This is a genomic window from Microcoleus sp. S13_C5 (genome assembly GCF_036700845.1).
GTDB lineage: Bacteria > Cyanobacteriota > Cyanobacteriia > Cyanobacteriales > Microcoleaceae > Microcoleus.
The window spans coordinates 1-23146 of the sequence record NZ_JAUBPR010000106.1 but is presented as its reverse complement, the minus strand read 5'-3'; the positions used below and the strand labels follow the sequence as shown (position 1 = coordinate 23146).

At 48.0% G+C, this 23146-nt stretch carries 20 protein-coding genes and 2 pseudogenes; 21 read left to right on the top strand and 1 reads right to left on the bottom strand.

Features of this window, described 5'->3' with window-relative positions; all coding sequences use genetic code 11:
* Nucleotides 1-10: 10 nt before the first annotated feature.
* On the bottom strand, nucleotides 11-187 hold the full coding sequence (locus tag QUA04_RS22640) for a hypothetical protein (protein WP_333260990.1): 177 nt from the start codon (nucleotides 185-187) through the stop codon (nucleotides 11-13).
* 121 nt (nucleotides 188-308) lie between these two features.
* Here QUA04_RS22640 and QUA04_RS22635 point away from each other — a divergent pair, with 121 nt between their 5' ends.
* The 21 genes and pseudogenes from QUA04_RS22635 to QUA04_RS22535 all read left to right on the top strand — a co-directional run bounded on the left by QUA04_RS22635 (nucleotide 309) and on the right by QUA04_RS22535 (nucleotide 23004).
* Nucleotides 309-6392, top strand: coding sequence for a protein kinase domain-containing protein (locus tag QUA04_RS22635; RefSeq protein WP_333260987.1), 6084 nt, complete (start codon nucleotides 309-311; stop codon nucleotides 6390-6392).
* Nucleotides 6389-7018 (top strand): response regulator transcription factor, encoded by a 630-nt coding sequence (locus QUA04_RS22630; protein ID WP_333260985.1) that lies wholly within the window; start codon nucleotides 6389-6391, stop codon nucleotides 7016-7018. The genes QUA04_RS22635 and QUA04_RS22630 overlap by 4 nt, the downstream gene beginning before the upstream one ends.
* A gap of 208 nt (nucleotides 7019-7226) precedes the next feature.
* Nucleotides 7227-7763 carry a DsbA family protein gene (locus tag QUA04_RS22625; protein WP_333260982.1) on the top strand — a complete coding sequence of 179 codons (537 nt, stop codon included), beginning with the start codon at nucleotides 7227-7229 and terminating at the stop codon, nucleotides 7761-7763.
* A gap of 180 nt (nucleotides 7764-7943) precedes the next feature.
* On the top strand, nucleotides 7944-8123 hold the full coding sequence (locus QUA04_RS22620; RefSeq protein WP_333260979.1) for a hypothetical protein: 180 nt from the start codon (nucleotides 7944-7946) through the stop codon (nucleotides 8121-8123).
* Nucleotides 8124-8126: 3 nt separating this feature from the next.
* Entirely contained in the window at nucleotides 8127-8744 is a 618-nt protein-coding gene (locus QUA04_RS22615) for a glutathione S-transferase (protein ID WP_333260976.1), read from the top strand.
* Between the two features lie 9 nt (nucleotides 8745-8753).
* Nucleotides 8754-9350, top strand: a complete 597-nt coding sequence (locus QUA04_RS22610; RefSeq protein WP_333260973.1) for a pyridoxamine 5'-phosphate oxidase family protein — start codon at nucleotides 8754-8756, stop codon at nucleotides 9348-9350.
* 436 nt (nucleotides 9351-9786) lie between these two features.
* Nucleotides 9787-11364, top strand: a complete 1578-nt coding sequence (locus tag QUA04_RS22605) for a GMC family oxidoreductase N-terminal domain-containing protein (protein WP_333260970.1) — start codon at nucleotides 9787-9789, stop codon at nucleotides 11362-11364.
* A 111-nt stretch (nucleotides 11365-11475) separates the two neighbouring features.
* Entirely contained in the window at nucleotides 11476-12387 is a 912-nt protein-coding gene (locus QUA04_RS22600; RefSeq protein ID WP_333260967.1) for an SDR family NAD(P)-dependent oxidoreductase, read from the top strand.
* Nucleotides 12388-12423: 36 nt separating this feature from the next.
* Complete coding sequence (locus QUA04_RS22595; protein WP_333260965.1) at nucleotides 12424-12846, top strand: nuclear transport factor 2 family protein; 423 nt, start codon at nucleotides 12424-12426, stop codon at nucleotides 12844-12846.
* Nucleotides 12847-13313: 467 nt separating this feature from the next.
* A pseudogene (locus QUA04_RS22590) lies at nucleotides 13314-13619 on the top strand (MOSC domain-containing protein); the annotation flags it as partial.
* 18 nt (nucleotides 13620-13637) lie between these two features.
* Nucleotides 13638-13778 (top strand): 3-alpha domain-containing protein, encoded by a 141-nt coding sequence (locus QUA04_RS22585; RefSeq protein ID WP_333260993.1) that lies wholly within the window; start codon nucleotides 13638-13640, stop codon nucleotides 13776-13778.
* 115 nt (nucleotides 13779-13893) lie between these two features.
* Nucleotides 13894-14763: an alpha/beta hydrolase gene (locus QUA04_RS22580; protein ID WP_333260962.1), complete on the top strand. Its 870-nt coding sequence runs from the start codon at nucleotides 13894-13896 to the stop codon at nucleotides 14761-14763.
* Nucleotides 14764-15068: 305 nt separating this feature from the next.
* Entirely contained in the window at nucleotides 15069-15602 is a 534-nt protein-coding gene (locus QUA04_RS22575) for an SgcJ/EcaC family oxidoreductase (protein WP_333260959.1), read from the top strand.
* Nucleotides 15603-15775: 173 nt separating this feature from the next.
* The gene (locus tag QUA04_RS22570) at nucleotides 15776-17248 is read left to right on the top strand and encodes an FAD-binding oxidoreductase (protein WP_333260955.1); all 1473 of its coding nucleotides are present in this window, start codon (nucleotides 15776-15778) and stop codon (nucleotides 17246-17248) included.
* 159 nt (nucleotides 17249-17407) lie between these two features.
* Nucleotides 17408-18136 (top strand): dienelactone hydrolase family protein, encoded by a 729-nt coding sequence (locus tag QUA04_RS22565; RefSeq protein ID WP_333260953.1) that lies wholly within the window; start codon nucleotides 17408-17410, stop codon nucleotides 18134-18136.
* The gene (locus QUA04_RS22560) at nucleotides 18133-18999 is read left to right on the top strand and encodes an alpha/beta hydrolase (RefSeq protein ID WP_333260950.1); all 867 of its coding nucleotides are present in this window, start codon (nucleotides 18133-18135) and stop codon (nucleotides 18997-18999) included. The genes QUA04_RS22565 and QUA04_RS22560 overlap by 4 nt, the downstream gene beginning before the upstream one ends.
* A gap of 5 nt (nucleotides 19000-19004) precedes the next feature.
* A complete protein-coding gene (locus QUA04_RS22555) occupies nucleotides 19005-19379 on the top strand; it encodes a hypothetical protein (RefSeq protein WP_333260947.1) in 375 nt (124 codons plus the stop codon).
* Nucleotides 19380-19544: 165 nt separating this feature from the next.
* Nucleotides 19545-20540 carry an alpha/beta hydrolase gene (locus QUA04_RS22550; RefSeq protein ID WP_333260944.1) on the top strand — a complete coding sequence of 332 codons (996 nt, stop codon included), beginning with the start codon at nucleotides 19545-19547 and terminating at the stop codon, nucleotides 20538-20540.
* A gap of 269 nt (nucleotides 20541-20809) precedes the next feature.
* Nucleotides 20810-21340: a DUF6130 family protein gene (locus QUA04_RS22545; RefSeq protein ID WP_333260941.1), complete on the top strand. Its 531-nt coding sequence runs from the start codon at nucleotides 20810-20812 to the stop codon at nucleotides 21338-21340.
* Nucleotides 21341-21464: 124 nt separating this feature from the next.
* A complete protein-coding gene (locus QUA04_RS22540; protein WP_333260938.1) occupies nucleotides 21465-22286 on the top strand; it encodes an alpha/beta hydrolase in 822 nt (273 codons plus the stop codon).
* A gap of 202 nt (nucleotides 22287-22488) precedes the next feature.
* Nucleotides 22489-23004, top strand: a pseudogene (locus tag QUA04_RS22535) (SDR family oxidoreductase).
* Nucleotides 23005-23146: the final 142 nt, after the last annotated feature.

Below are 23146 nucleotides of genomic sequence, written 5' to 3'. Positions count from 1 at the left end.
AAACAGTTAATCAGTGGTTTGACTCATTTCTATTGGTGGCCGGAAGCAAAAGTTTAATCATGGTTAATCGACCGGACATGATATGAAACATCACCGCTTGGGGTGGGCCTTGTCTTACTGATTGAGCTTGTTTGATGAGTCGCACCGCATTGGCCGCCGACTGTACGTCGATACCGCTCGGTTGCATCGGCATTACGGCTAAAAAGAGCTCTGGCGGGGCGATCGGCTGCTCAACCGATTTCGCTAAAAATCTTCAATGGGTTCTATAGTTTGAGGTATCTCCCATCGTACTTATCCAGAGAAGCTCTATGGTTGCTCTACCGGGTATTGCTATTCTAAGCAAAATTTACGAAAGTTCTAATTCTCTGGTGTATCGGGGTATCAGCGTCCCTGACGATCGAGCGATCGTCATCAAAATGCTCAAGCAAAATTATCCCTCTCCCCAAGAGCTAACTCGCTACAGACAGGAATATAAAATTACCCGTTCCCTCAAAGAGGAAGGAGTTGTCAAGGCATACAGCCAGCAGGAGTATCAACGCACTCTCGTCATTCTCTTAGAAGATTTTGGTGGGGAGTCCCTAGAGCAATGGATGCACAAGCGCCCAGAAACCTTCTGCCCCATGCCCTTATCCACGTTTCTCCAGCTTGCGATCGACCTCACAGATATTCTGGGCAGAATTCATGCCGCTAATGTCATCCACAAAGACATCAACCCCGGCAATATCGTCTTTAATCCGAATACTGGCGTTGTCAAAATTATTGACTTCGGGATTGCTACCCAATTTAGCCGCACTCATCCAACGTTCAAAAGCCCGTATGTTTTAGAAGGGACACTTGCCTACCTGTCTCCAGAGCAAACAGGGCGCATGAACCGTTCGCTCGATTACCGCACCGATTTTTACTCACTCGGTGTGACGTTCTACGAACTTCTAACTGGACACCTGCCGTTTCCAACAACGGACATTCTTGAGCTAGTCCATTGTCATATTGCCAAACAGTCTATTCCACCTCACCAACTGAATGCAACGATTCCCAAACCCGTTTCAGATATTATTTTGAAATTGATGGCGAAAAATGCGGAGGAGCGCTATCAAAGTGCTTGGGGAATCAAAGCCGATTTAGAACTGTGTGTTCATCAATTAGAAGAAACTGGTCGAATTGATAGCATTCAATTAGGCCTTCAAGATATTTCCGATCAGTTTCAAGTTCCACAAAAACTGTATGGACGGGACAAGGAAGTTGCAATGTTACTAGCAGCTTTCGATAGCGAAGCGCTGCTGCGTACTCCGTTTGAGACGCCGCAGCGCTTCGCAGATTACGTAGCGTGTCCGGAGGACAATCGCGTCGCTTCTTTACAGAACAATACAGAAGCGACTTGGGAGAGGAAACAAATGGGCAACCCAAGATTCAAAGCCGAAATGATGTTGGTATCTGGCTATGCTGGAATTGGGAAATCAGCATTAGTGCAGGAACTCTATAAATTAATCACCCAAAAGCGCGGCTATTTTATCTCTGGTAAATTCGATCAATTTCAGCGCAATATTCCCTACAGTGCGATCGCCCATGCCCTGCAAAAATTGGTGCAGCAACTGCTGGGTGAACCCGACGAGCAATTGCAACAGTGGCGATCGCGTCTGCTCACAGCATTGGGAACCAATGGACAAATCATCATTGATGTGATTCCTGAAGTAGAACTCATGATCGGTCAGCAACAAGCTGTTCCTGAAGTTGGAGCAATGGAAGCTCAGAACCGCTTCAATCGGGTCTTTCAGCAGTTTGTGCGAGTGTTTTGTTCAGAGGAACATCCCCTTACGATCTTCTTAGATGATTTGCAGTGGGTAGACTCTGCCACACTCAAGTTAATCGAGTTGCTGATGCTGGATGAGCAAACCCAATCCCTATTTCTGATCGGAGCTTATCGAAATAATGAGGTGAACTCAGCCCACTTACTGTTATTAACGCTGGACAGCCTGCGAAAGCAAGGGGTAGTGCTTCAGGAGATGATCCTGGCACCTTTGACGCTGGAGGCATTAAGCCAGTTGATTGCTGAAACCCTACATCAGAATATTGACACTGTTCAGTCCTTAGCTGAATTAGTTCTATACAAAACCGATGGCAATCCTTTTTTTGTCAATGAATTTTTGCGGGTACTGTATCGCGAAAATCTATTGATTTTTGATGCGGAACACTTAAGCTGGCAGTGGAACATCGATCAAATCCAAGCTCAAGATATCACTGATAATGTGGTGGAGTTGTTGCTGATCCAGTTGAAGAAATTGCCAGAGAACACCCAGCAAGTTCTCCGCTTAGCCGCTTGTGTTGGGGCTGAGTTTGATTTGGAAACGTTGGCGATTGTTTGCGATCGATCTCCTCAAGCAGTTTTCCAAAACTTATTAACAGCAATCCAAGCTGGTCTCATTCAACCGCTATCTGAATTAGACGAAGACTTATTAGTTCAAGACTATAAGTTCTTGCACGATCGTGTGCAGCAAGCTGCCTATGCCTTGATTGATGAGTCGCACCAACAAATTGTTCACCTTCAAATCGGTCGCAATTTACTTGAAAAGACTTTGCCAGAACAGCTATCAGAGCGGCTTTTTGAAATTGTCGATCATCTCAATTCAGGGGTCGATCTCATCGTCTCTCAGCAGGAACGAAACAGCATTGCCAGACTCAGCTTAATGGCAGCCCAAAAAGCCAAAGCTGCAACTGCCTATAGTACAGCTTTGAAGTATGCAATTGCAGGCATCGAGTTACTCACAACCGATAGTTGGCAACATCAGTATGACCTCAGTTTGGTTCTCCATGAAGAAGCCGCAGAAACTGCCTATCTATCCGGTGACTTTCTGGCGATGGAGCAATGGGTTGCTATTGTTTTGCAAGAAGCCACAACCATTTTAGATGAAGTGAAAGTTCATGAGGTTACAATCAAAACCTATGTAGCACAAACTTACAAGTTAGAGGCGATAAAAGTCGGGTTGAAAGTGTTGGCGAAACTAGGGCTGAACCTGCCAGAAGTGCCCACAGAATTGCAGATTCAACAAGCACTTTCAGAAACAAGAGAAGTTCTGGAAGGAAGGAATATTCAAGATTTAGTGCATTTACCTTTAATGACAGATGTCAGTAGATTGGCAGTCATGCGGATTATTTCAAATATCGCTTCTCCTGCCTTTCAGGCTGCACCTGCACTGTTTTGGCTAATGGCATGTGAGCAAGTCAAGTTATCGATTCAATATGGCAATGCACCTACTTCTGCGGTTGCCTATTCTTGTTATGGAGTGGTTATCACCGCAGCAACTCAGGATGTAGAGAAAGCTCATCAGTTGGGTCAACTCGCCCTCAACCTTGTGGAAAGGCTGAATGTGCAAGAACTTAAAAGCAAAACCTTTCTAATTTTTGCAGAAGGCATCAGCTTTGGAAAGTCCCATTTTAGGGAGATTGCATCCCTATTGCAGGAAAGTTACTCCAGCGGAGTAGAAACCGGAGATTTCATATTTGCAGGTTTAGCGGCTTACCAAAAATGTGAGTATTTATATTTCAGTGGATTAGAACTGACAGAATTAGAACAGGAGATGGAAAATTACAGCCGTGCCATCGCCCAATTGAAGCAGGAAACTTGCTTAAATTACCATCAAATCTTTTGGCAAGCAGTGCTTAACTTACAAGGACAGGTTAATAACCCCTGCTGTTTACAAGGCGTTGTTTACAAGGAGCAACAGGGATTGAACCGCTATTTAGCCAACAATGATTCTCTTGGATTTCAATATTTCTATATCAACAAGCTGATCCTATGCTATTTATTTGGGCAGTTTACTCAAGCGTTAAAGAGTGCAAATGCGGCTGAGGGGTATCTAAAAGGTGCACCAGGGCAGGTAACGATGCCACTGCTTCGCTTTTATGACTCTTTAGTCCGACTGGCAATTTATTCATCTGTTCCTGATTCAGAACAAAAAGCATTGCTCCCTAACGTGATCGACAATCAGGAAAAACTGCACAAGTGGGCACTTCATGCGCCTATGAATTTTTTGCATAAGTATCATCTAGTTGAGGCAGAGAAAGCGCGAGTTTTGGGTCAGTTGTTAGAGGCTGAGGGGTTTTACGAACAAGCGATTCAAGGAGCTAGAGAAAACGGATATATCCAGGAAGAGGCGTTAGCATACGAATTAGCTGCCAAGCATTATCTAGCGAGAGGTTTGGAAAAGTTTACCCAGCTCTACATGAAGGAAGCCCATTACTGTTATGAACGCTGGGGAGCAACGGCAAAGGTTAAGGATTTAGAAACTCGCTATCCTCAACTATTTCCTCAGTCGTCCAAAGTAGTTTCTACACCAGTTCGCACTACGAATGGTACCACCTTAAATACCTCAAATACTGCTCTCGATTTAGCAACGGTGATGAAAGCAGCTCAAGCTATTTCAAGTGAAATTGAATTGGAGCAGTTGCTCAGTTCTTTAATGCAAATTTTAATTGAAAATGCTGGGGCACAAACTGGATGCCTGCTCCTGGAAAACTCAGGAGAATGGGCGATCGAGGCTTCTTGTGAATTCAATGACGGTGAGAATGTTTCTGCTACGCGAGTGCTGCAATCAATTCCAATGGCAACTCGCTTACCCGAATCAATCATTCAGTATGTGCTCCGGACTCATGAAGCTGTCATCTTAAATGATGCCACTCGTGAAGGTAATTTTATCAATGAACCTTATATTCAACGCAACCAAACGCAATCTATTTTTTGTTTGCCGCTGCTGAATCAAAGTAAGCTCGTCGGCGTGTTGTATCTCGAAAATCAATCAGCAACTGGAGCGTTTACACCCGCTAGATCGCAGGTGTTGAATCTGTTATCGACCCAGGCAGCGATCGCGATCGAAAATGCCAAGCTCTATTCAAAGCTCCGCGCGAGCGAAAGTCAGATGGCTCAATTTTTAGAAGCGATTCCCGTAGGAATTGCCGCCATTGATGTGACGGGTCGCCTTTACTATGCCAATCAACGGGGCATTCATCTCATGGGCAAAGGGATCGATCCTGCCGTACCGTCGGATCAAATCGCAGAGGCTTATCAATTTTATGTGACGGGAACGGATCAAATCTACCCTACTGAAAAAATGCCAATCATCCGGGCGTTGAACGGCGAACGCACTACGATTGATGACGTAGAAATTCGCCAAAATAACCAAACGATCCCTGTTGAGGTGTGGGGCACTCCCGTCTTTGACGAACAGGGCAATGTAGTTTATGCGATCGCAGCCTTTCAAGACATCACTGAGCGCAAACAAGCAGAGAAGCTGCTAGCCGACTATAACCGAACATTGGAACAACGAGTAATTGAGCGGACTTTGCTGCTTTCGCAGGAGATTGAAGAGCGCCAACGAATTGAAAACGCCCTGCGACAAAGTGAAGAGCAACACAGGTTGACAATGGACTTCACCCACATCGGCAGTTGGAACTGGAATATCATTGAGAATACAACAGAGTGGAACGATAACCACGCTCGATTGCTGGGGTTAGTACCGGGTAAAGTTGAGAATAAGACTCAAGCATGGCGCGATCGCGTTCATCCAGAAGACATTCATCGGGTTGAGCAAGCTGTTTCAACATCTCTAGCAACCCACACTGATTGTGAAGTTGAATATCGAGTGATCTACCCAGATGGTAGTATTCACTGGTTGGTTGGCAGAGGTCGAGGCATTTATAACGAAGCTGGACAGCCTGTGCAAATGTTGGGTGTGATTCTTGATATTAGCGATCGCAAACGCGCCGAAGAAGCCTCTATCCTAGAAGAACGCAACCGCATGGCGCGAGAAATTCACGATACGCTGGCACAGTCCTTCACGGGCATTATTATTCACGCTAGATCTGCTGCTAACAAGATAACGGTAAACCCCCAAAAAGCTCAGGCTTACCTAGCTCAAGTACAAAATTTAGCCCGAACTGGACTCGCAGAGGCACGCCGCTCTGTAGAGGCGCTGCGCCGTCCATACTTATTAGAAAATAACGATCTGCTCAGCGCTTTCAAGCAACTAACAAGCCAGCTAGAATCATCCACTGGTACGACAATCGTGTGTGAAGCCATCGGTATTCCCTATCCACTACCCTCTGAGGTGGAGAATAATCTGCTCAGAATTGGACAGGAAGCCTTGACTAATGCACTAAAGTACGCCAAAGCAACCGAAATTCGCGTTGAACTGATATATCAGTCCACGCAGTGCAGATTACGAATTAAGGACGATGGACAGGGATTTCCCATTGATCGTTCTTCTAGCCACAATGGCTTTGGTTTATTAGGGATGTCAGAACGTGCAGATCGCATTGGGGCACAACTCCAGATCCAGAGTACCCCTGGACAAGGAACAGAAATCGCGGTATCCGTAAATCAGCAGGAAAAACCATCATGAGTCAACCTAATGCCATTCGTGTTCTGGTTGTAGACGATCACCCGGTTGTGCGTCAGGGCTTGGTCGCGATGCTGGAAGAAGCACCAGATATCCTTGTTGTTGGACAAGCTGGAAATGGTCAGGAGGCACTCGCTGTCTTTCGCCAAGAACAGCCAGATGCAACTTTGATGGACTTGCGAATGCCCCAGATGGATGGAGTCGCTGCGATTACTGCCATCTGCACCGAGTTTCCTGCTGCTCGGATTATCGTATTGACGACTTACGAGGGCGATGAAGACATTTATCAGGGGTTACGAGCAGGAGCCAAAGGATATTTACTCAAAGATGCTGAGCCAGAAGAATTGCTGTCTGCGATTCGTGCAGTTCAAAAAGGACAGAAGCACATTCCACCCCGCGTCGGTGCCAAACTCTTGGAGCGCATGACGAGTCCAGAATTGAGCGATCGCGAATTAGAGGTACTTCAACTAATTACAACAGGCAAGAGTACCCAAGCCATTAGCAAGGCTCTACATATTACTGAACGCACGGTCAACTTTCATATCAATCATATTTTAAGTAAGCTGGGCGTGGAAGATCGCACTCAAGCCGTGATCGTTGCATTAAGGCGGGGCATTGTTAGCTTATAGGGTCATACCTGTCAAATTTGTCAGGTTATCATCTGCATAACTTGTCAGCTTATCTTCTGAGGCTTTTCTCAGCGACAAAATCGGCTTAACTCTCTAAATTGAGAGTATGCAACAGATAACACAGAGGTATTGATTTACCGAATTTTGAAAGATGTTTTATAGCAATCATCTGTCTCTACCTGCTGCACTTTTTTCCTAAGAGGTGCCAATGAGTCTCGGTGATTATAATCGGTTGCTTGTGCCAATTTCTGAACAAGATCATATTCAGGGATTGGTGAGCGCTTCAGTGGCACTCGTTGAGTATGGTGACTATCAATGTCCCATTTGTGGCGAAGCTCACCAATTAATTAAGGCGCTCCAGCAACAGGTTAACGACTTGTGCTTTGTATTTCGCCACTTTCCACAGTCGCAAATACATCCTTATGCCCAACGCGCAGCCGAAGCGGCCGCTTCGGCCGCCACCCAAGGTCAGTTTTGGCAGATGCACGACATTTTGTTCACCCATCAACAAGAGTTAGGAAACGATCGTCTTGTGGAGTATGCCAATAATTTAAGGCTCGATATTCCCCAATTTCTGCAAGATATATCCAGCAAAGTACATATCGATCGCATCAATCAAGATATCGAAAGTGGATTGCACAGTGGAGTAAAGGTTGCCCCAGCACTCTTTATTAATGGAATTCGATATACCAGCCTCTGGAATATTGAGCAATTGATAGCAGCCATTGTCACTGTAAGTAATTAATAGCTACCAACCGTTCGCCAGGACAAATTAGCAGAAATATTTCTTCCCTGTTCCCTTCCCTCACCTGGATGTTCCGATTTAGACCAATAGCCTAATCAATAGACTTTTTGCTCTTATTCGGGAACTCTTAACAGGAAAACAAGGTAATAGAACCAAAGATTTACAAGAGGTCTAATATTTATGAATCGCCTTCAATCTAGTGATACTGAGCCTTGTGCAAAGAAAATTTCTACTATTTGGGATGTCCTCTGTGCGATCGCTCTGAGTTCGCCTTCGGCGTTCGCCTCTGTGTTCCAACTAGAGAGGGAATCGCTTCCCGCTGATTGTCCTTCTTTAACCTTATTTAATTTGGAGGACTAATCCATGATTAAGCTCTACGGTCACGAACTGTCTGGCAACAGCTACAAAGCAAAATTAATGCTCTCATTGCTGGGCTTAAACTACGAATGGATTAAAGTCGATTTGTCAGCAGGGGCGCACAAACAGCCGGAATTTCTAGCTCTAAATCCCTTTGGCCAGGTTCCAGTATTAGTCGATGGAAATACTGTTCTACCGGATGCTCAAGCGATTCTTGTTTACCTGGCTCGGCAATATGATGGTGAATCTTGGTTGCCCTCAGAGGCAGAACCCATGAGTTGCGTGATTCGATGGCTATCGACAGCAGCAGGAGAAATTCGGCAAGGCCCAGAAGCAGCACGTTTGTACTACCTGTTCAAAGCGACCAGCATCAACCTAGAACAGGCAAATCAGAAAGCAGAGTTCATCTTGACTCAACTGAACGATCGTTTAGCCGATCGCCAATGGCTGGAGTTAGAGCGTCCGACAATCGCCGATGTGGCAGTCTTCCCTTATGTTGCTCTCGCCCCCGATGGCAAAATTTCCCTAGACAATTACCCCAATGTGCTGGCTTGGATCGATCGCGTCAAACATCTTCCTGGTTTTGTCGGCATGATTGGCATTGCAGAGCCTGTTGTAGCTTAAGAGGGTATTATGCCACGTAAATTTGGAGAAATTGCTTTTACACCTGAAGTGCAAGCCGCACAAGAACAGCGGGGTTCGCGGCAGAGCTATGAACGCTACATTGCAAAGGGTCCTGCCAATGATTCGATTACTCCCAAACTTGAGGAATTCATCGCGCAACTCGATGGGTTTTACTTGGGAACCGTCAGTTCTAATGGCTATCCCTATATCCAGTTTCGGGGCGGTCCTTCTGGTTTCCTGAAGGTACTCGATGAGAAAACCCTCGGCTTTGCAGACTTTTATGGGAATGTGCAGTACATCTCGGTGGGCAATCTATCTGGCAATGACAAAGCGTTTTTGTTCCTGATGAATTATCGGCATCGCAGACGCATCAAGATTTGGGGAAGAGCCGAATATGTTGAAGGGGATTCGGCATTAATTGAACGACTACGAGTTCCAGATTATCCTGCCACAATTGAACGCGCTATCCTCTTCTACGTTGAAGCCACCAGCGAGAATTGTCCTCAGCATATTCCCATCCGCTATTCAGAAACAGAAGTTGCAGCGATGATGGCTCCTCTGCAAGCTCGGATTACTGAATTAGAACAGCAGTTGAGCGATCGGTAGGACGTACCCTTAACCCTTAGTACATCACACTTCTTCAACTCCTGCCGATTACACAAGTTATTAATTAATAGGAACAACCTAGTGCAAGAAAGCCGAATATAAAAGCCAGGGAGCAGAAGAAAAAAAGTTTTTAAAGTCAGACTTTTGGGTCTTTTAAAGAGTATGTTATTTCTGCCATCTTGCATTAGCTATTTCACTTTAGTAAAGAAGAAAATTAACAATGATCGCGTTATCTGGAAAAGTCGCACTCGTTACAGGTGAAACATCGGAGATTGGTAAAGCCAGTGTGATGTCTCCGACAGCCGCTTCGCCTCTACGCATTAGCTCAAGCTGGAGCAATCGTTATTGCAAGTCGTCGGCAAATCATCGTGATGGTAGATATACCGCGCAATAACAAAATTAAAGCTAATACAGACAACAAATAAGGAGGATTTTCATGACTCACTATGACTATATTGTGATTGGTGCCGGTTCGGCAGGCTGCGTGGTCGCTAACCGTCTGACACAAGACAGTGACACAACCGTGTTACTGCTCGAAGCGGGTAACCCAGATACGAAACCAGAGATTCAAATTCCTGCCCAATGCCTCAGTCTACAAGGCTCCTCTGTGGACTGGAGCTATTTCTCTGAGCCCGAACCCTACCTGAATAACCGCAAAATCTTTTGTCCTCGTGGCAAAGTCCTGGGGGGCAGCAGCTCGATTAATATCATGATTTATCTGCGGGGCAATCCTCACGATTATGACCACTGGCAGTCATTGGGGAATCCCGGTTGGAGTTACCAAGATGTTTTGCCCTACTTCAAGAAATCGGAACACTCCTCACGAGGCGCATCCGAATTTCACGGGGTCGATGGAGAGTTGAGTGTCACCGATCTTATTGCGCCTGCTGTGGTATCCCAACGTTTTGTAGACGCAGCAGTGGCACTAGGATATGACCACAATCCCGATCCGAATGGAATGCAGCAGGAAGGAGCAGGACTCTATCAGTTGACGATCAAGGATGGTAAGCGGCATAGTACCGCTGCTGCCTTCCTTGTGCCCATTCTCCAGCGTCCCAATTTAACTGTAACGACAGGAGCGTTGGTGACTCGCTTGTTGTTTGAGGGTACCCGCACCGTTGGGGTGGAATACCTGCATGAGGGTACACTGCACCAAGTCAGGGTCAACTCCGAAGTGATTTTAAGTGCAGGCGCGTTCGATTCGCCTAAGCTGCTGCTGCTTTCCGGCATTGGGGATGCAGAACACCTGCAAGCGCTGGGAATTCCGGTAGTGGCTGATTTGCCTGGAGTTGGTCAGAACCTCCAAGACCACCCTGTCGTACCAGTGGCACACGAGGCAACTCAGGATTTACACACGGCAAGCACCAGTAGTATCGGTGAAGCTGGCATGTTTTTGCATACTGAGGGGAATCTGGATGCTGCGCCAGATTTACAGTTTCTCTTCGGTCCGGCTGTGTTGGCACCGCCTGGTTATGCCCACTCTGGTTTAGGATTCACAAGTTTCGTCTGTTTGACTCATCCCCAAAACATTGGCAGTGTCAGTTTGCGATCGCCTGACCCCAAAGACACACCGATGATTCAAATGAACTATCTCCAAAGTGAAGCTGATGTGCAAAAGCTCGTTGTCGGGATTAAATTACTCCGTAACTTGTTCGGTGCAAGTGCTTTGGATGAGTTTCGCGGTAAGGAAATCGCTCCGGGTGCTGATAAGCAGAGTGATGCAGCACTCGTTGCTTACGTCCGGGAAACTTGCAGTACAGTGTGGCATCCGGTGGGCACTTGCAAAATGGGCACTGACCCAATGGCGGTGGTAGATCCTGAACTACGAGTACATGAAATTGAGGGGTTGCGTGTCGTGGATGCCTCGATCATGCCAAGGATTACCACAGGCAATACGAACGCACCGACCATCATGATTGGTGAAAAAGCAGCCGATTTAATTAAAACAAGTTCCACTCGACAAACTCTTCTCGCCAACTACAACGTACAAAAGCCAGCTCCTTCGTCTGTCTAGGAATCAGCGATGGTCTCTGACCGATCACAGGTCATCACGCCTGCTCTGGAGTTTATCTGCCGATATTAAAGAGCGCAAATAAAACACTCGACATCTCTAAAGGAGCATACAATGGCACAGATTATGACACCATTCGGACGCCATTCCACCGCTGCTGAGGTAGCAGAGGGAATCGCTCTCTCTGACAAGCGGGCGATCGTCACCGGAGCCGCATCGGGCATTGGCGTAGAGACGGCGCGGGCACTGGCTCACACTGGGGCTGAGGTGACGCTGGCTGTGCGTAACACCGACGTTGGAGCGCAGACGGCGGCTAACATTACCGCTACCACAGGGAACCAGAACATTCACGTTGCCCAGCTTGACCTGGCTAACCGAACCTCGATCGCCTCGTTCGTCGCTGCGTGGGACGGTCCACTGCACATACTCGTCAACAACGCGGGTGTGATGGCATTGCCCGAACAGCACACGCCCGAAGACTGGGAGATGCAGTTTGCCACCAACTATCTCGGACACTTCGCCCTGGCACTCGGACTCCACAATGCACTGGCTGCGGATGGTGCTGCACGTATTGTATCTGTCAGTTCCAGTGGACACCTGATGTCGCCGATTGTATTCGATGATATCCACTTCGCATTCCGTCCTTATGATCCGTGGCTGGCATATGGGCAGTCCAAGACGGCAAACATCCTCTTTGCCGTTGGTGCCACCACACGCTGGTTTACGGATGGCATCACCGCCAACGCTCTAATGCCCGGAGCGATCGCCACTAACCTACAGCGTTACACGGACGGTATTAAGACTCCACCAGAACGGCAGAAGACACCGGAGCAGGGTGCTGCCACCTCAATTCTGCTGGCGACTTCCCCACTGCTGGAGAGCATCGGCGGGCGCTACTTTGAGGACTGCAACGAAGCTACCATCGTCGCAAACGGCAACGGCTACATGAGCGGTGTCGCCCCGTATGCCCTCGATCCCAACAACGCTGAGCGCCTCTGGGAGGAATCGTTACGCGTGCTAGCCTGACCAGTGTTTTTGAACAGGAGAATCCCGATCATGATCATGAAGCCACTTCCTCTAGCAGGAGTCGTTGCACAAGTGACCGATCACAATGCGAAGCTCGACATCGCCCGTCGTTTTCACGCTGCACTCGCCGCAGGCGATTGGAGTGCGATACCTGCCCTCCTCACTGACGACGCACACTGGACACTACCAGGTGAAAACACGATCTCAGGCACGGCGAATGGAGCCGACGCAGTAGTTGATCGTGCCCGCAAAGTTGCGAGCTATGGGCTGAACTTCGAGCTACTGCATATTCTCGTCAGCCGAGACAACGTGGCTTTGTCTTTGCACAATACCGCTCAGCAAGGTGATCGGGTGTTCGACGAGTATCTGGCTACGGTATGTCGGCTTAAGGATAGCAAGATTGCCGCGATCGAGACTTTCCTCTCTGACGTTGACGGCATGAATGCCTTCTTTATCTGAGTCGGAAACTTGAGAGCTTATCACACAAATCATTCATCAATAGGAGCAATCTCATGACACAATCTCTCTGGTTTTTTGGCTCTCGCCATCCTTGCCGATCACACCACGACCGGATGTCAGTACAGCAGCAAAGCGCAGATCCAGACCTTCCTCTGTGATATTGACGGCATGAACGCCTTATTTATCTGAGCCAATGTTCGCCCAAAATCAATGGTACATCTTGCGATGCCGTAGGAACGCTTGGCGAACGAGCGGTGATCTAGACTGCCCTAATCGAATGCTGTGCAAAACTTTGGAGCTGAAGATGAAACTCATCTCTGCCAACGTAGGACTTCCGCGTGAAGTGAGCTGGAAAGGGAAAACAGTTACAACTGGAATTTTCAAAGAGCCAGTCAGCAAACGGGTTATGGTGCGATCGCTTAATTTAGACGGTGATGGACAGGCTGATCTAACCCGTTCATGGCGGATTAGACAAAGCAATCTATGTGTATCTGTTCGAGCATTACGATTACTGGCAAGGTGAATTGCCGGAGACAGAGTTGACACCAGGTATCTTTGGCGAAAATTTCACGATCGCTGGACTAAGAGAAGAGGAAGTGAACATTGGCGATCGCTTTCGTATTGGCGATGTTCATCTAATGGTGACACAACCTCGCCTACCCTGCTACAAACTGGGGATTCGGTTTGGGCGATCGGATATGGTGAAACGATTTCTCGCGAGTCATCGAACCGGATTTTACTTCCGTGTTTTGCAAGAGGGCGAAGTCGGAGCCGGAGACACATTAGAGTTGGTGAGCCGGGATGACAACAATATCACTGTTGCCGATATCACTCAACTTTATGTTGGCAAAGAGGATAATCCAGAGTTACTTCACCGCGCTGCTCAACTTGAAGCCCTACCCAAAACTTGGCGCGACTATTTCCAGCGATAGCGTTTTTCATCTCAATCACTCACGCGCTCAAGATTGCAACAGAACAATACATCATCACTGACAAGCGTCAGACCACAATTTCACCTCTACCAATAAACTCACAAGGAGTAAAGTCATGACCACATTTCGCACGGTTTTGATCGATGGTTTAGATATCTTTTATCGAGAAGCTGGCTCTCGTGATAACCCGACAATTCTGCTGTTGCACGGCTTTCCGACCTCATCTCATATGTTTCGCAACTTAATTCCTGCCTTAGCCGATCGCTTCCATTTGGTTGCACCGGATTATCCTGGCTACGGTAACAGTTCAATGCCAACTGTGGATGAGTTTGACTATACGTTTGATCACCTAGCTGAAATTGTGGAGAAATTCATTACCGCGATCGACCTCAAGAAGTACAGCCTCTACGTGATGGATTATGGTGCTCCCGTTGGCTATCGGATTGCAGCTAAAAATCCGGAGCGAGTGGAAGCGTTGATTGTGCAAAATGGGAATGCTTACGAGGAAGGTCTGCGCGAATTTTGGGACCCGATCAAGGCATACTGGCAAGAACGCTCTCCTGAGAATGCTGATAAGCTCAAATACCTTGTCACCCTGGCAGCAACAAAGTGGCAATATACCAACGGTGTTCGCAATCTTGAAGCGATCAGCCCTGATACCTGGAATATGGATCAACTCTTCCTCGATCGCCCCGGAAATGCTGAGATTCAACTGGCGCTGTTGTATAGCTATGGCACGAATCCACCATTATATCCGCAATGGCAGGAGTATTTCCGCAAATATCAGCCACCGACCTTGATTGTTTGGGGTAAGAATGACTACATCTTCCCTGCCGACGGTGCTTATCCCTATCAGCGCGACCTGAAAGACGTTGAGTTGCATCTACTCGATACGGGACATTTCGCGCTAGAGGAAGAGGGAGAGGCGATCGCAAATTACATCGGTCAATTTCTCGCGTCACGGCTGGAGCTTGTTCCTGCCTAATCAGCGCAAGGCATGGTCGCTGACTTGCCATTAAGTCAGCGCCATATTTGAATCAGAAGCTTGAGCATTAATCACACAAATTACTTACCCGAAATTGGCGACGAAATCCTGGGTGTACCTGGAGGTTTCCCTTAAAGGGTGTTATCAACTTCGATAGAACCTAGTCCAGAAGCGAAATTCAGCGCTGGTTGCGATTTTCGAGCCATGGTTGGAACTGGCTCACAGAGCCAAATATTTTCAGCGTTCATCACACCCTCTATGCCGCTTGAAAACTGATCTATCACTTCAAAGGAAAACTCAAAACTATGAATTCACAAGCAGCTCAAACCACCACTAATGCTGACGAGTCGGTAATCCGTGCTTTCCATCGCCAGATGATTGATGCTTGGAATCGAGGTAGCGGCGAAGGCTTCGCTGCCCCGTTCAGCGAAACTGCCGATTTCATCACGTTCGAGGGCACGCATCTCAAGGGTCAAAAAGAAATCGCTGCATTTCATCAGCAAGCGTTCGACACGGTTCTCAAAGGAACACGCCTGGAGGCTGAGGTGAATTTTGTCCGCTTCGTGAACTCGCAACTCGCGCTCATGCTCTTAGTTATCAGGGTAATACTGCCCGGACAAACCGAAACTTCACCGTCACGGGATTCGCTGCCGCTATACGTCGTAACGAAAGGCGACGAAGGTTGGCAGATCGAAGGGTTGCTCAATACCCGGAAGTTAACGCTAGAACGTCAATTCTTCTTAGACGACTTTGACTCACTGAGCGCAGAGGCTCAACGTCAAGTGACCGACCTCGTTTCAGGTCTCAAGCAGCGTCATCAAGCAGCTCAATCAAATTGAGTTTCATTTACTCGATACAGGACATTTTGCGCTAGAGGAAGAGGCGATCGCGACCTACATCAGTCAATTTCTCGCGTCACGGCTGCAACCCACTCCTGCCTAATTAACACAAGGCTTGGTCGCTGAAGAAATGTTTATTCGCTCTGATTACGGAATGAACAAAGAGACAACTCATGACACAACTTCAAGATACTGTTCAAGACAATTCAAGTGGAGAACCAACAATGCTTTCACAAGTGCAGCAACATAGCTATGAGCAGGCAGTGGAGAAACTTAGTTCAAACTTGCGGGGTGATGTGATCCTGCCAGGAGACGCTGCTTACGAGGCAGAACGAAAAGTCTGGAACGGTCTCTATGATCACTATCCCGCTGCGATCGTGCGCTGTGTCGATGCCGAAGATGTCAGAATGGCTGTCAAATTTGCGCGAGAGCTGGGGATGACGCTCTCGGTGCGGAGCGGGGGACACAGTTTATCCGGCTATAGCAGCAACGATGGTGGACTGGTGATCGACCTTGCCAATCTGAAGACGATTACGATCGATCCAGTCCGTCGCACGGCCCGTCTAGAGCCTGGACTCACCTGGGGTGAGGTTGCCAATACGCTTCAGCCGTTTGGTCTGGCAATAACGGCGGGCGATACTTCCAATGTGGGGGTAGGTGGTTTACTCGTGGGTGGTGGCATCGGTTGGATGGTACGCGCCTACGGTCTCACGATTGACCACCTGCGATCGGTGGAAGTGGTGACGGCGGATGGACAGATGCTGCGTGCCAGTGCTGAGGAAAATCCCGAACTGTTTTGGGGACTGCGCGGTGGCGGTGGCAACTTCGGCATCGCCACCGCGTTTGAGGTGAATCTGCACCCAGGCGGAATGATTCTGGGCGGTATCGTCTTCTACGAAGCAACGGAAGCGGAGCGCATCCTGCAAGAGTATGTTCGTCTAGCAACCGCCGCCCCAGATGAACTCTCGACCCAGGCGCTGTTTTTACTTGCCCCACCTGCTCCTTTCATTCCACCTGAGAAGCAGGGAAAACCGATCGTGGGTATCTTCGTCTGCTACACGGGCGACCTTAGTGAGGGTGAGCGGGTTTTGGCTCCCCTACGTCAGATTGCCACCCCGCTTGCTGACTTGATTACACCGATGCCCTATCCGAACATTTTTTCGTTCACTGAGATCGGGACGTTACCTGGTATGAAGCATAATGGGCGATCGCTATTGTTTGAGACATTCTCTGAGGAAATATTGCATACGTTGGTCGAAGCCTCTCAGTCCGTCATGTCGCCTGAAATGACCATCGTTCTGCGTGTTCTCGGTGGAGCGATGAGTCGAGTCGCACCAGAGGCAACTGCCTTTGCTCACCGCGACAAACAGGGCATGGTGTTGATCGCCCATTCCGAACCTGTATCGGTTGATGCTACCAGTCTTGATGCCCAAATGCTGCACGTTTTTCAGGCGCTCTTGCCCTATTCCAACAGTGCCTATGTGAACTTCCTGGCGGACGAAGGAGAACGGGGTGTTCATGAAGCTTACCCACCTGCTACCTACGATCGACTGGTTGCGCTCAAGAATCAGTATGACCCGACCGATCTGTTCGGGCTGAATCAGAACATCAAACCAACTGTCCCATCGGCGCTTGCTGGCTACTAAGTTCATAAGCAGGCAGATGCAGAAACTTAGATTCAGAAAAATAGCGTACTGAAGAAATGTTTATTCGCTCTGGTTCAAGTTAACATCTTGCTTGCTTAATTTTCTATTTCAAGAACAACAAACTCAAGTTCCGCAAATCTCGCATTGTGGAGAAACATTGTGACAAGCCAAAATGTAACTATTCCGGCCTTTTCAGGAGGCAGTTTTAGCGCCTATTTAGCAGTACCCAGTACTCAGCCTAGTGCGGGGATTGTGTTGATTCAAGAAATTCTTGGGGTCAATCAAAATATGCGCCAGACGGCTGATGATTATGCCAAAGAAGGCTATTTAGTGCTCGTGCCAGATTTGTATTGGCGGTTAGAACCGGGTGTGCAGCTTGATTCTGAAATTAAGGAGCAGTTGGCTAAAGGCTTTGAGCTACTCCAAGCGTTTGATGTGGATAGCGGCGTAGAAGACCTAAAGGCAAGTCTGGCTTTTCTGCGGCAGCATCCCAGCAGCACAGGCAAGGTCGGCAGTGTAGGCTTTTGTTTGGGCGGGAAACTGGCATATTTCATGGCAACACGCACTGATGCAGATGCCAACGTCAGTTACTACGGTGTTGACATTGACAATAATTTAGCAGAGGCGGCAAAGATTCAGAAACCGCTGATATTGCATATGAGTGGAAAGGACGAGTATGTGTCACCAGGCGCTCAAGCAACCATTCAGCAAGGACTGAAAGATAACCCCCTGGTAACAATCTATCGCTATGAAGGAATGAATCACGGTTTTAGTCGCGTGGGTAGTTCCGCTTATCGCCAAGAAGCCGCAGAATTAGCAGGCGATCGCACGTTGGCGTTTTTGAAACAACACTTAGGCAGTGGTGTCATACAAGGAGCAACCGCATGACCAGATACCGAACAGTCTCGATTGAAGGTTTAGATATTTTCTATCGTGAAGCGGGTTCCCGTGATAATCCAACAATTTTACTGCTGCACGGCTACCCAACGTCATCTCATATGTTCCGCAATTTAATTCCTGCGCTTGCCGATCAATTCCATTTGGTTGCACCTGACTATCCTGGTTTTGGGTATAGTTCAATGCCTGCGGTAGATGAATTTGATTACACCTTCGATGGTCTCACCGAAGTAATAGCAGGGTTTATCGATGCGATCGGCTTGAAACGCTACAGTCTTTACTTGATGGACTATGGCGCTCCTATTGGCTATCGCCTTGCAACGCAGAATCCAGAGCGGGTAGAGACGCTGATTGTGCAAAATGGCAATGCCTACGAGGAGGGGTTAGGTGATTTCTGGAAGCCAATGAGAGCCTATTGGCAGAGTAAGACACCTGGAAATGCCGAGCAAGTGCGCCAGACTATGACACCGGAGGGTACGAAACGGTATTACACCACCGGAGTCAAGAATCTAGAAAACCTCAGTCCCGATACTTGGACTCTGGATCAAGCCCTCCTTGATCGCCCTGGCAACCTAGCTATTCAACTGGCATTGAAATATAGCTACCAATCCAATGTGTTGCTGTATCCGCAATGGCAAGCCTACTTTCGTGAGTATCAACCACCGACGTTGGTGGTGTGGGGCAAAAATGACCGGGGCTTTTTAGTAGAGGGAGCCTATGCCTACAAACGTGACTTGCAGAACCTTGAGTTTCATTTGCTGGATACTGGACACTTTGCCCTAGAAGAGGACGGAGATGCGATCGCAGATCATATTCGCTACTTTCTGACCACCCACGTTAGCGTCCCGGACTAGCCGACTTGCAAGAGCCTATTGCCCTCTGGCGCAATCGCTACGAGCCACCAGAAGACCTGCGTGACGACAATTTGGGGATGCACCCTTACCTCGGTAGCGCCCACGAATACCAAGAAAAAGTACCTGGCACTGCCCCTTATCTGAAAGACATTCACGTATTTAATCCTGCTGGTTTGGTCAGCTTCGGCTTGCCAGTTGGTGACATCCATAGCATCCGCCGCGACGTACCTGCAATAGTATGGCGCATCAGTCACGACTTGTTCTTTAAGGACTGGGCGCATCATGAGGCACGTATCACAGGCGATATCACCCCCGATTTTGAAAACTCACTCTATGCTGCTGCGGTGTGGAAACAACCGATCAAGGCAGCGACCCCCTAGGTCGGCAACCTTTTCATCAGTAACAAATAGTTCCGACTGAGAAACGATGTCGGTAGAAAGTGATTGCCATTCCACAATCACTGCTCTTCAAGTATCACTGTTAAATCAATTCACTTAACACTGTCATTTCAACAAATTGTTTACTACTTATCAAAGGAGAATGTCATGGTTGCTCAAGTAAATTCACAAGCAGCAAAAATTTTGGAAGTTGCAGATGATCCGCGCCTTTCCAGAGAAGTGAAGGCATTTTTAAAAGAGCTGAATTCTGGTGGTGTAGGGTTAGAGACATTGACTCCGCTCGAAGCGCGTCAAGTACTCGTGGAAGCTCAGGCTTCCGTTCCAGTCGATCTTTCCGGCATTGAAGAGTCTGAGAAGACGATTACTGCTGATGGTTACACGATTACGCTCAATATCGTGCGACCTGAAGGGGTCAAAGGCACATTGCCTGTTTTCATTTTTATTCATGGTGGTGGATGGGTCTTGGGTGATTATCCAACCCACAAGCGCATGGTTCGTGATCTCGTTGTACTTTCCGGGTTTGTGGGCGTCTTTGTCAACTACACGCGCACACCAGATGCTCAGTATCCACAAGCAATTAATGAGATCTATGCCGCGACAAAATGGGTTTCCGAACACGGTGAAGAGATTGGCGTTGATAGCAAAAACCTGGCAGTTGTCGGAAACAGTGTCGGTGGCAACATGACGGCTGTCACCACATTGAAGGCAAAGGAGAAAGGAGGACCGCACATCAAGCTACAAATCATGATGTGGCCGATTGTCGATGCTGATTTTGAAACGAATTCTTATCACCAATTTGGCGACAAACGTTTCTTGACTACACCAACAATGAAGTGGATGTATGACATGTACATCCCTGATCCAGAAAAGCGCAAAGATATATATGCCTCTCCCCTACAGGCAACGGTTGAGCAACTGAAAGGCTTACCTCCAGCATTAATTCAGGTGGCAGAGAGTGATATTTTGCATGACGAGGGTATAGCCTATGGACGCAAGCTTGATGAAGCTGGAGTAGACGTGACGCTCGTGCAGTACGAGGGCATGATTCATGACTTCGGATTGCTCAATGGTTTAGCCGAGGTTCCGGCAGTCCGTTCTCTGTTTGTCCAGGCTGCTGCTGAACTGAAGAAACATTTGCAATAGAGAGCAATCGTTTCTTTGACTGCTATTTATCAGTAATTCTCGTTCTTATTAGGTTTTGGTCATCATAGGCGTGAGACTGCTCTGACTAATCCAATCTTCCTTGGATAAGTCAGAGACAGTCAACCTTTCCCATCACGACTGTAATTCATCTTTGCCTGATTTGTGCAAATAAAAAATCGCAATCAAAAAAACGTTAACGCCTTTTCCGAAGCGACAATCTTGCAATTTTTCTCTTTCTCCAACGAAAGAAATTTAAAGGAAATTACAACATGAATATGCTCATCTTCAGGAACAGCATTCGCCTGCTTCTGATTGTCATTCTCTTTTTAGGAACCATTACAATCACTTCTCTCGGAGCCATCATGAATAGTGCCAGTACACAGGCCAATAAGCCTACGATCGTCTCTACAATGGACAGTTATACCCCAAGCGCCAAGGACATCATCGTCTCATCTCCGCTGATCGCGATCAAAAATGAAGCACCACCCAAGCTGATTGTCGATCCACCGCTTTCCGAGCCGCTTTCCCTGGGACGTGTCTTCATCCAGTATCGGACGGAGAACCTGCGCGTGTTGCCAGTGTTCGGCGAAGGTGCCCTAGATGTATCGCCTCGTATAGGACATATCCACATTACTGTTGACGACGCACCGTGGCACTTTGTTGACACCACTGGCGAAACGTTGATCCTAGTCGGACTGGAACCTGGTCCACACAAGGTGCTGATCGAACTAGCCGACCGTACACACAAAGTCATCACCAGCGAAACAGTGACGTTCACAATGCCCGATCTTAAGCGATGATTCAGGTCTGTGAAATGATGCGATTGACACTTCACTGCGCTTCGTTATCGCAACCCACATCCGTCAATTTCTCACATCACGGTTGCAGCCTATCCAACGAAATAAATTCAAAGGAAATCACAACATGAATATGCTCACCTTCAGGAACGGCATTCGCCTGCTTCTAATTGTCATTCTCTTTTTAGGAACCATTACAATCACTTCTCTCGGAGCCATCATGAATAGTGCCAGTGCACAAGCCAATAAGCCTACGATTGTCCTTGTCCACGGCGCGTTCGCCGAGTCTTCCAGTTGGAATGGGGTATTGACCAAACTGATCACAAAAGGTTACCCAACGGTTGCTGTGGCTAATCCCCTACGTGGCGTTAAGAGCGATGCAGACTATGTTGCTAGCATCCTTAAAGACATTAACGGTCCTATCGTGCTGGTTGGGCATTCCTACGGAGGTTCGGTAACTACCAATGCAGTCAATGGGAACAAGAATGTGAAAGCACTGGTCTACGTTGCTGGCTTTGCTCCTGAGGAAGGCGAGACTGCTGCCGAACTCTCAGGACGTTATCCGGGCAGCACGCTCGCGCCGACCCTCGCGCCGCCGGTAGTCCTGCCCGATGGTGGCAAAGACCTGTATATTCAGCAGAGCAAATTCCACGCCCAATTTGCTGCAGATGTGCCCGCTAACGACGCGCAACTGATGGCTAGTACCCAGCGTCCGATTATGGAAGCCGCGTTAAATGAAGCCTCCGGTGTGCCTGCATGGAAATCTATCCCGTCCTGGTTCATTTATGGCGATCGCGACTTGAACATTCCGGCAGCGGTGCAGTCTTTCATGGCGAACCGCGCCAGCTCCAAGAAGACGATCATAGTAAATGGCGCTTCACATGTAGTAATGGTTTCCCATCCAGACGCCGTTGCCGAGATCGTCGAACACGCTGCAACCGCGCAATAGAGAAGTGTGAACGCATCGCGGATACATCGGAATCGCTGTGCTCTGCTAGTGGCAGGGGGAAGCAAAGACATGGGCAAAGGCTGAGTACAGAACAAAACTTGCAAATACTGACAAGGAAAGGGGTTCATGAGAATTACCACATTCCCCTCTTTCGATTGAGCGTGCAGTAATTAATGTCGAAGATCCGAGGGGGTATGTTCTCGTGTTGCCGCAATCGGTTTCGACCGACTCTTTCACCTCGCAACAAGCAGCAAAATACTTTGGCTCGGCAGGCGGCAGCATTATCAACATTAGTTCGAGCGCCAGTACCACTAAGCTCGCGACCGCCTCGGTCTATAGCACCACTAAAGCCGCTGTTGATGCCGTAACCAAGTCGCTAGCTAAAGAGCTGGGTTCACGCAAGATCCGTGTCAGCTCTATCTATCAATCTTGGGATGGTGGAAACGAAGGGTATACAGGCAGCGGGAGTTATTGGTAGGACTTACGCATTCATTCCAGGTATGGGGGCAACTACGGGAGTTGGCCCATACAAAACACTATATATTGAGGCTGTGCGTAAGCCCTGATTGGGAGCGATTACCAAAAACAGATTGAAGCGCAAACCCCACTGGGTCGCATCGGACAGCCACAGGACATTGCACCTGCCCCTGTCTTCTTCGCATCCTCCGATTCAGCCTGGATCAATCGGGAAACGCTGCACATCGCGGGTGGTATCTAACGAGGAGAACCGTGAATATCACTACGACGTAGGAAGGCTAAGTTGAAAGCTGTAACAGAATTATTCGGCTCTCCTGAGTTTATGGTGTAAAATAGCTCAACCAATACAGTTAGAGTAATGAGCTTTCATTTAGACTATTTAT

What these genes read in the sequence shown, in the direction of transcription:
- QUA04_RS22630 (WP_333260985.1), top strand. Translation starts at nt 6,389, where the DNA reads ATGAGTCAACCTAATGCCATTCGTGTTCTGGTTGTAGACGATCACCCG.
- QUA04_RS22570 (WP_333260955.1), top strand. Translation starts at nt 15,776, where the DNA reads ATGACACAACTTCAAGATACTGTTCAAGACAATTCAAGTGGAGAACCA.
- QUA04_RS22620 (WP_333260979.1), top strand. Translation starts at nt 7,944, where the DNA reads ATGAATCGCCTTCAATCTAGTGATACTGAGCCTTGTGCAAAGAAAATT.
- QUA04_RS22600 (WP_333260967.1), top strand. Translation starts at nt 11,476, where the DNA reads ATGGCACAGATTATGACACCATTCGGACGCCATTCCACCGCTGCTGAG.
- QUA04_RS22610 (WP_333260973.1), top strand. Translation starts at nt 8,754, where the DNA reads ATGCCACGTAAATTTGGAGAAATTGCTTTTACACCTGAAGTGCAAGCC.
- QUA04_RS22635 (WP_333260987.1), top strand. Translation starts at nt 309, where the DNA reads ATGGTTGCTCTACCGGGTATTGCTATTCTAAGCAAAATTTACGAAAGT.
- QUA04_RS22605 (WP_333260970.1), top strand. Translation starts at nt 9,787, where the DNA reads ATGACTCACTATGACTATATTGTGATTGGTGCCGGTTCGGCAGGCTGC.
- QUA04_RS22595 (WP_333260965.1), top strand. Translation starts at nt 12,424, where the DNA reads ATGAAGCCACTTCCTCTAGCAGGAGTCGTTGCACAAGTGACCGATCAC.
- QUA04_RS22575 (WP_333260959.1), top strand. Translation starts at nt 15,069, where the DNA reads ATGAATTCACAAGCAGCTCAAACCACCACTAATGCTGACGAGTCGGTA.
- QUA04_RS22625 (WP_333260982.1), top strand. Translation starts at nt 7,227, where the DNA reads ATGAGTCTCGGTGATTATAATCGGTTGCTTGTGCCAATTTCTGAACAA.
- QUA04_RS22615 (WP_333260976.1), top strand. Translation starts at nt 8,127, where the DNA reads ATGATTAAGCTCTACGGTCACGAACTGTCTGGCAACAGCTACAAAGCA.
- QUA04_RS22640 (WP_333260990.1), bottom strand. Translation starts at nt 187, where the DNA reads ATGCAACCGAGCGGTATCGACGTACAGTCGGCGGCCAATGCGGTGCGA.
- QUA04_RS22560 (WP_333260950.1), top strand. Translation starts at nt 18,133, where the DNA reads ATGACCAGATACCGAACAGTCTCGATTGAAGGTTTAGATATTTTCTAT.
- QUA04_RS22580 (WP_333260962.1), top strand. Translation starts at nt 13,894, where the DNA reads ATGACCACATTTCGCACGGTTTTGATCGATGGTTTAGATATCTTTTAT.
- QUA04_RS22540 (WP_333260938.1), top strand. Translation starts at nt 21,465, where the DNA reads ATGAATATGCTCACCTTCAGGAACGGCATTCGCCTGCTTCTAATTGTC.
- QUA04_RS22550 (WP_333260944.1), top strand. Translation starts at nt 19,545, where the DNA reads ATGGTTGCTCAAGTAAATTCACAAGCAGCAAAAATTTTGGAAGTTGCA.
- QUA04_RS22545 (WP_333260941.1), top strand. Translation starts at nt 20,810, where the DNA reads ATGAATATGCTCATCTTCAGGAACAGCATTCGCCTGCTTCTGATTGTC.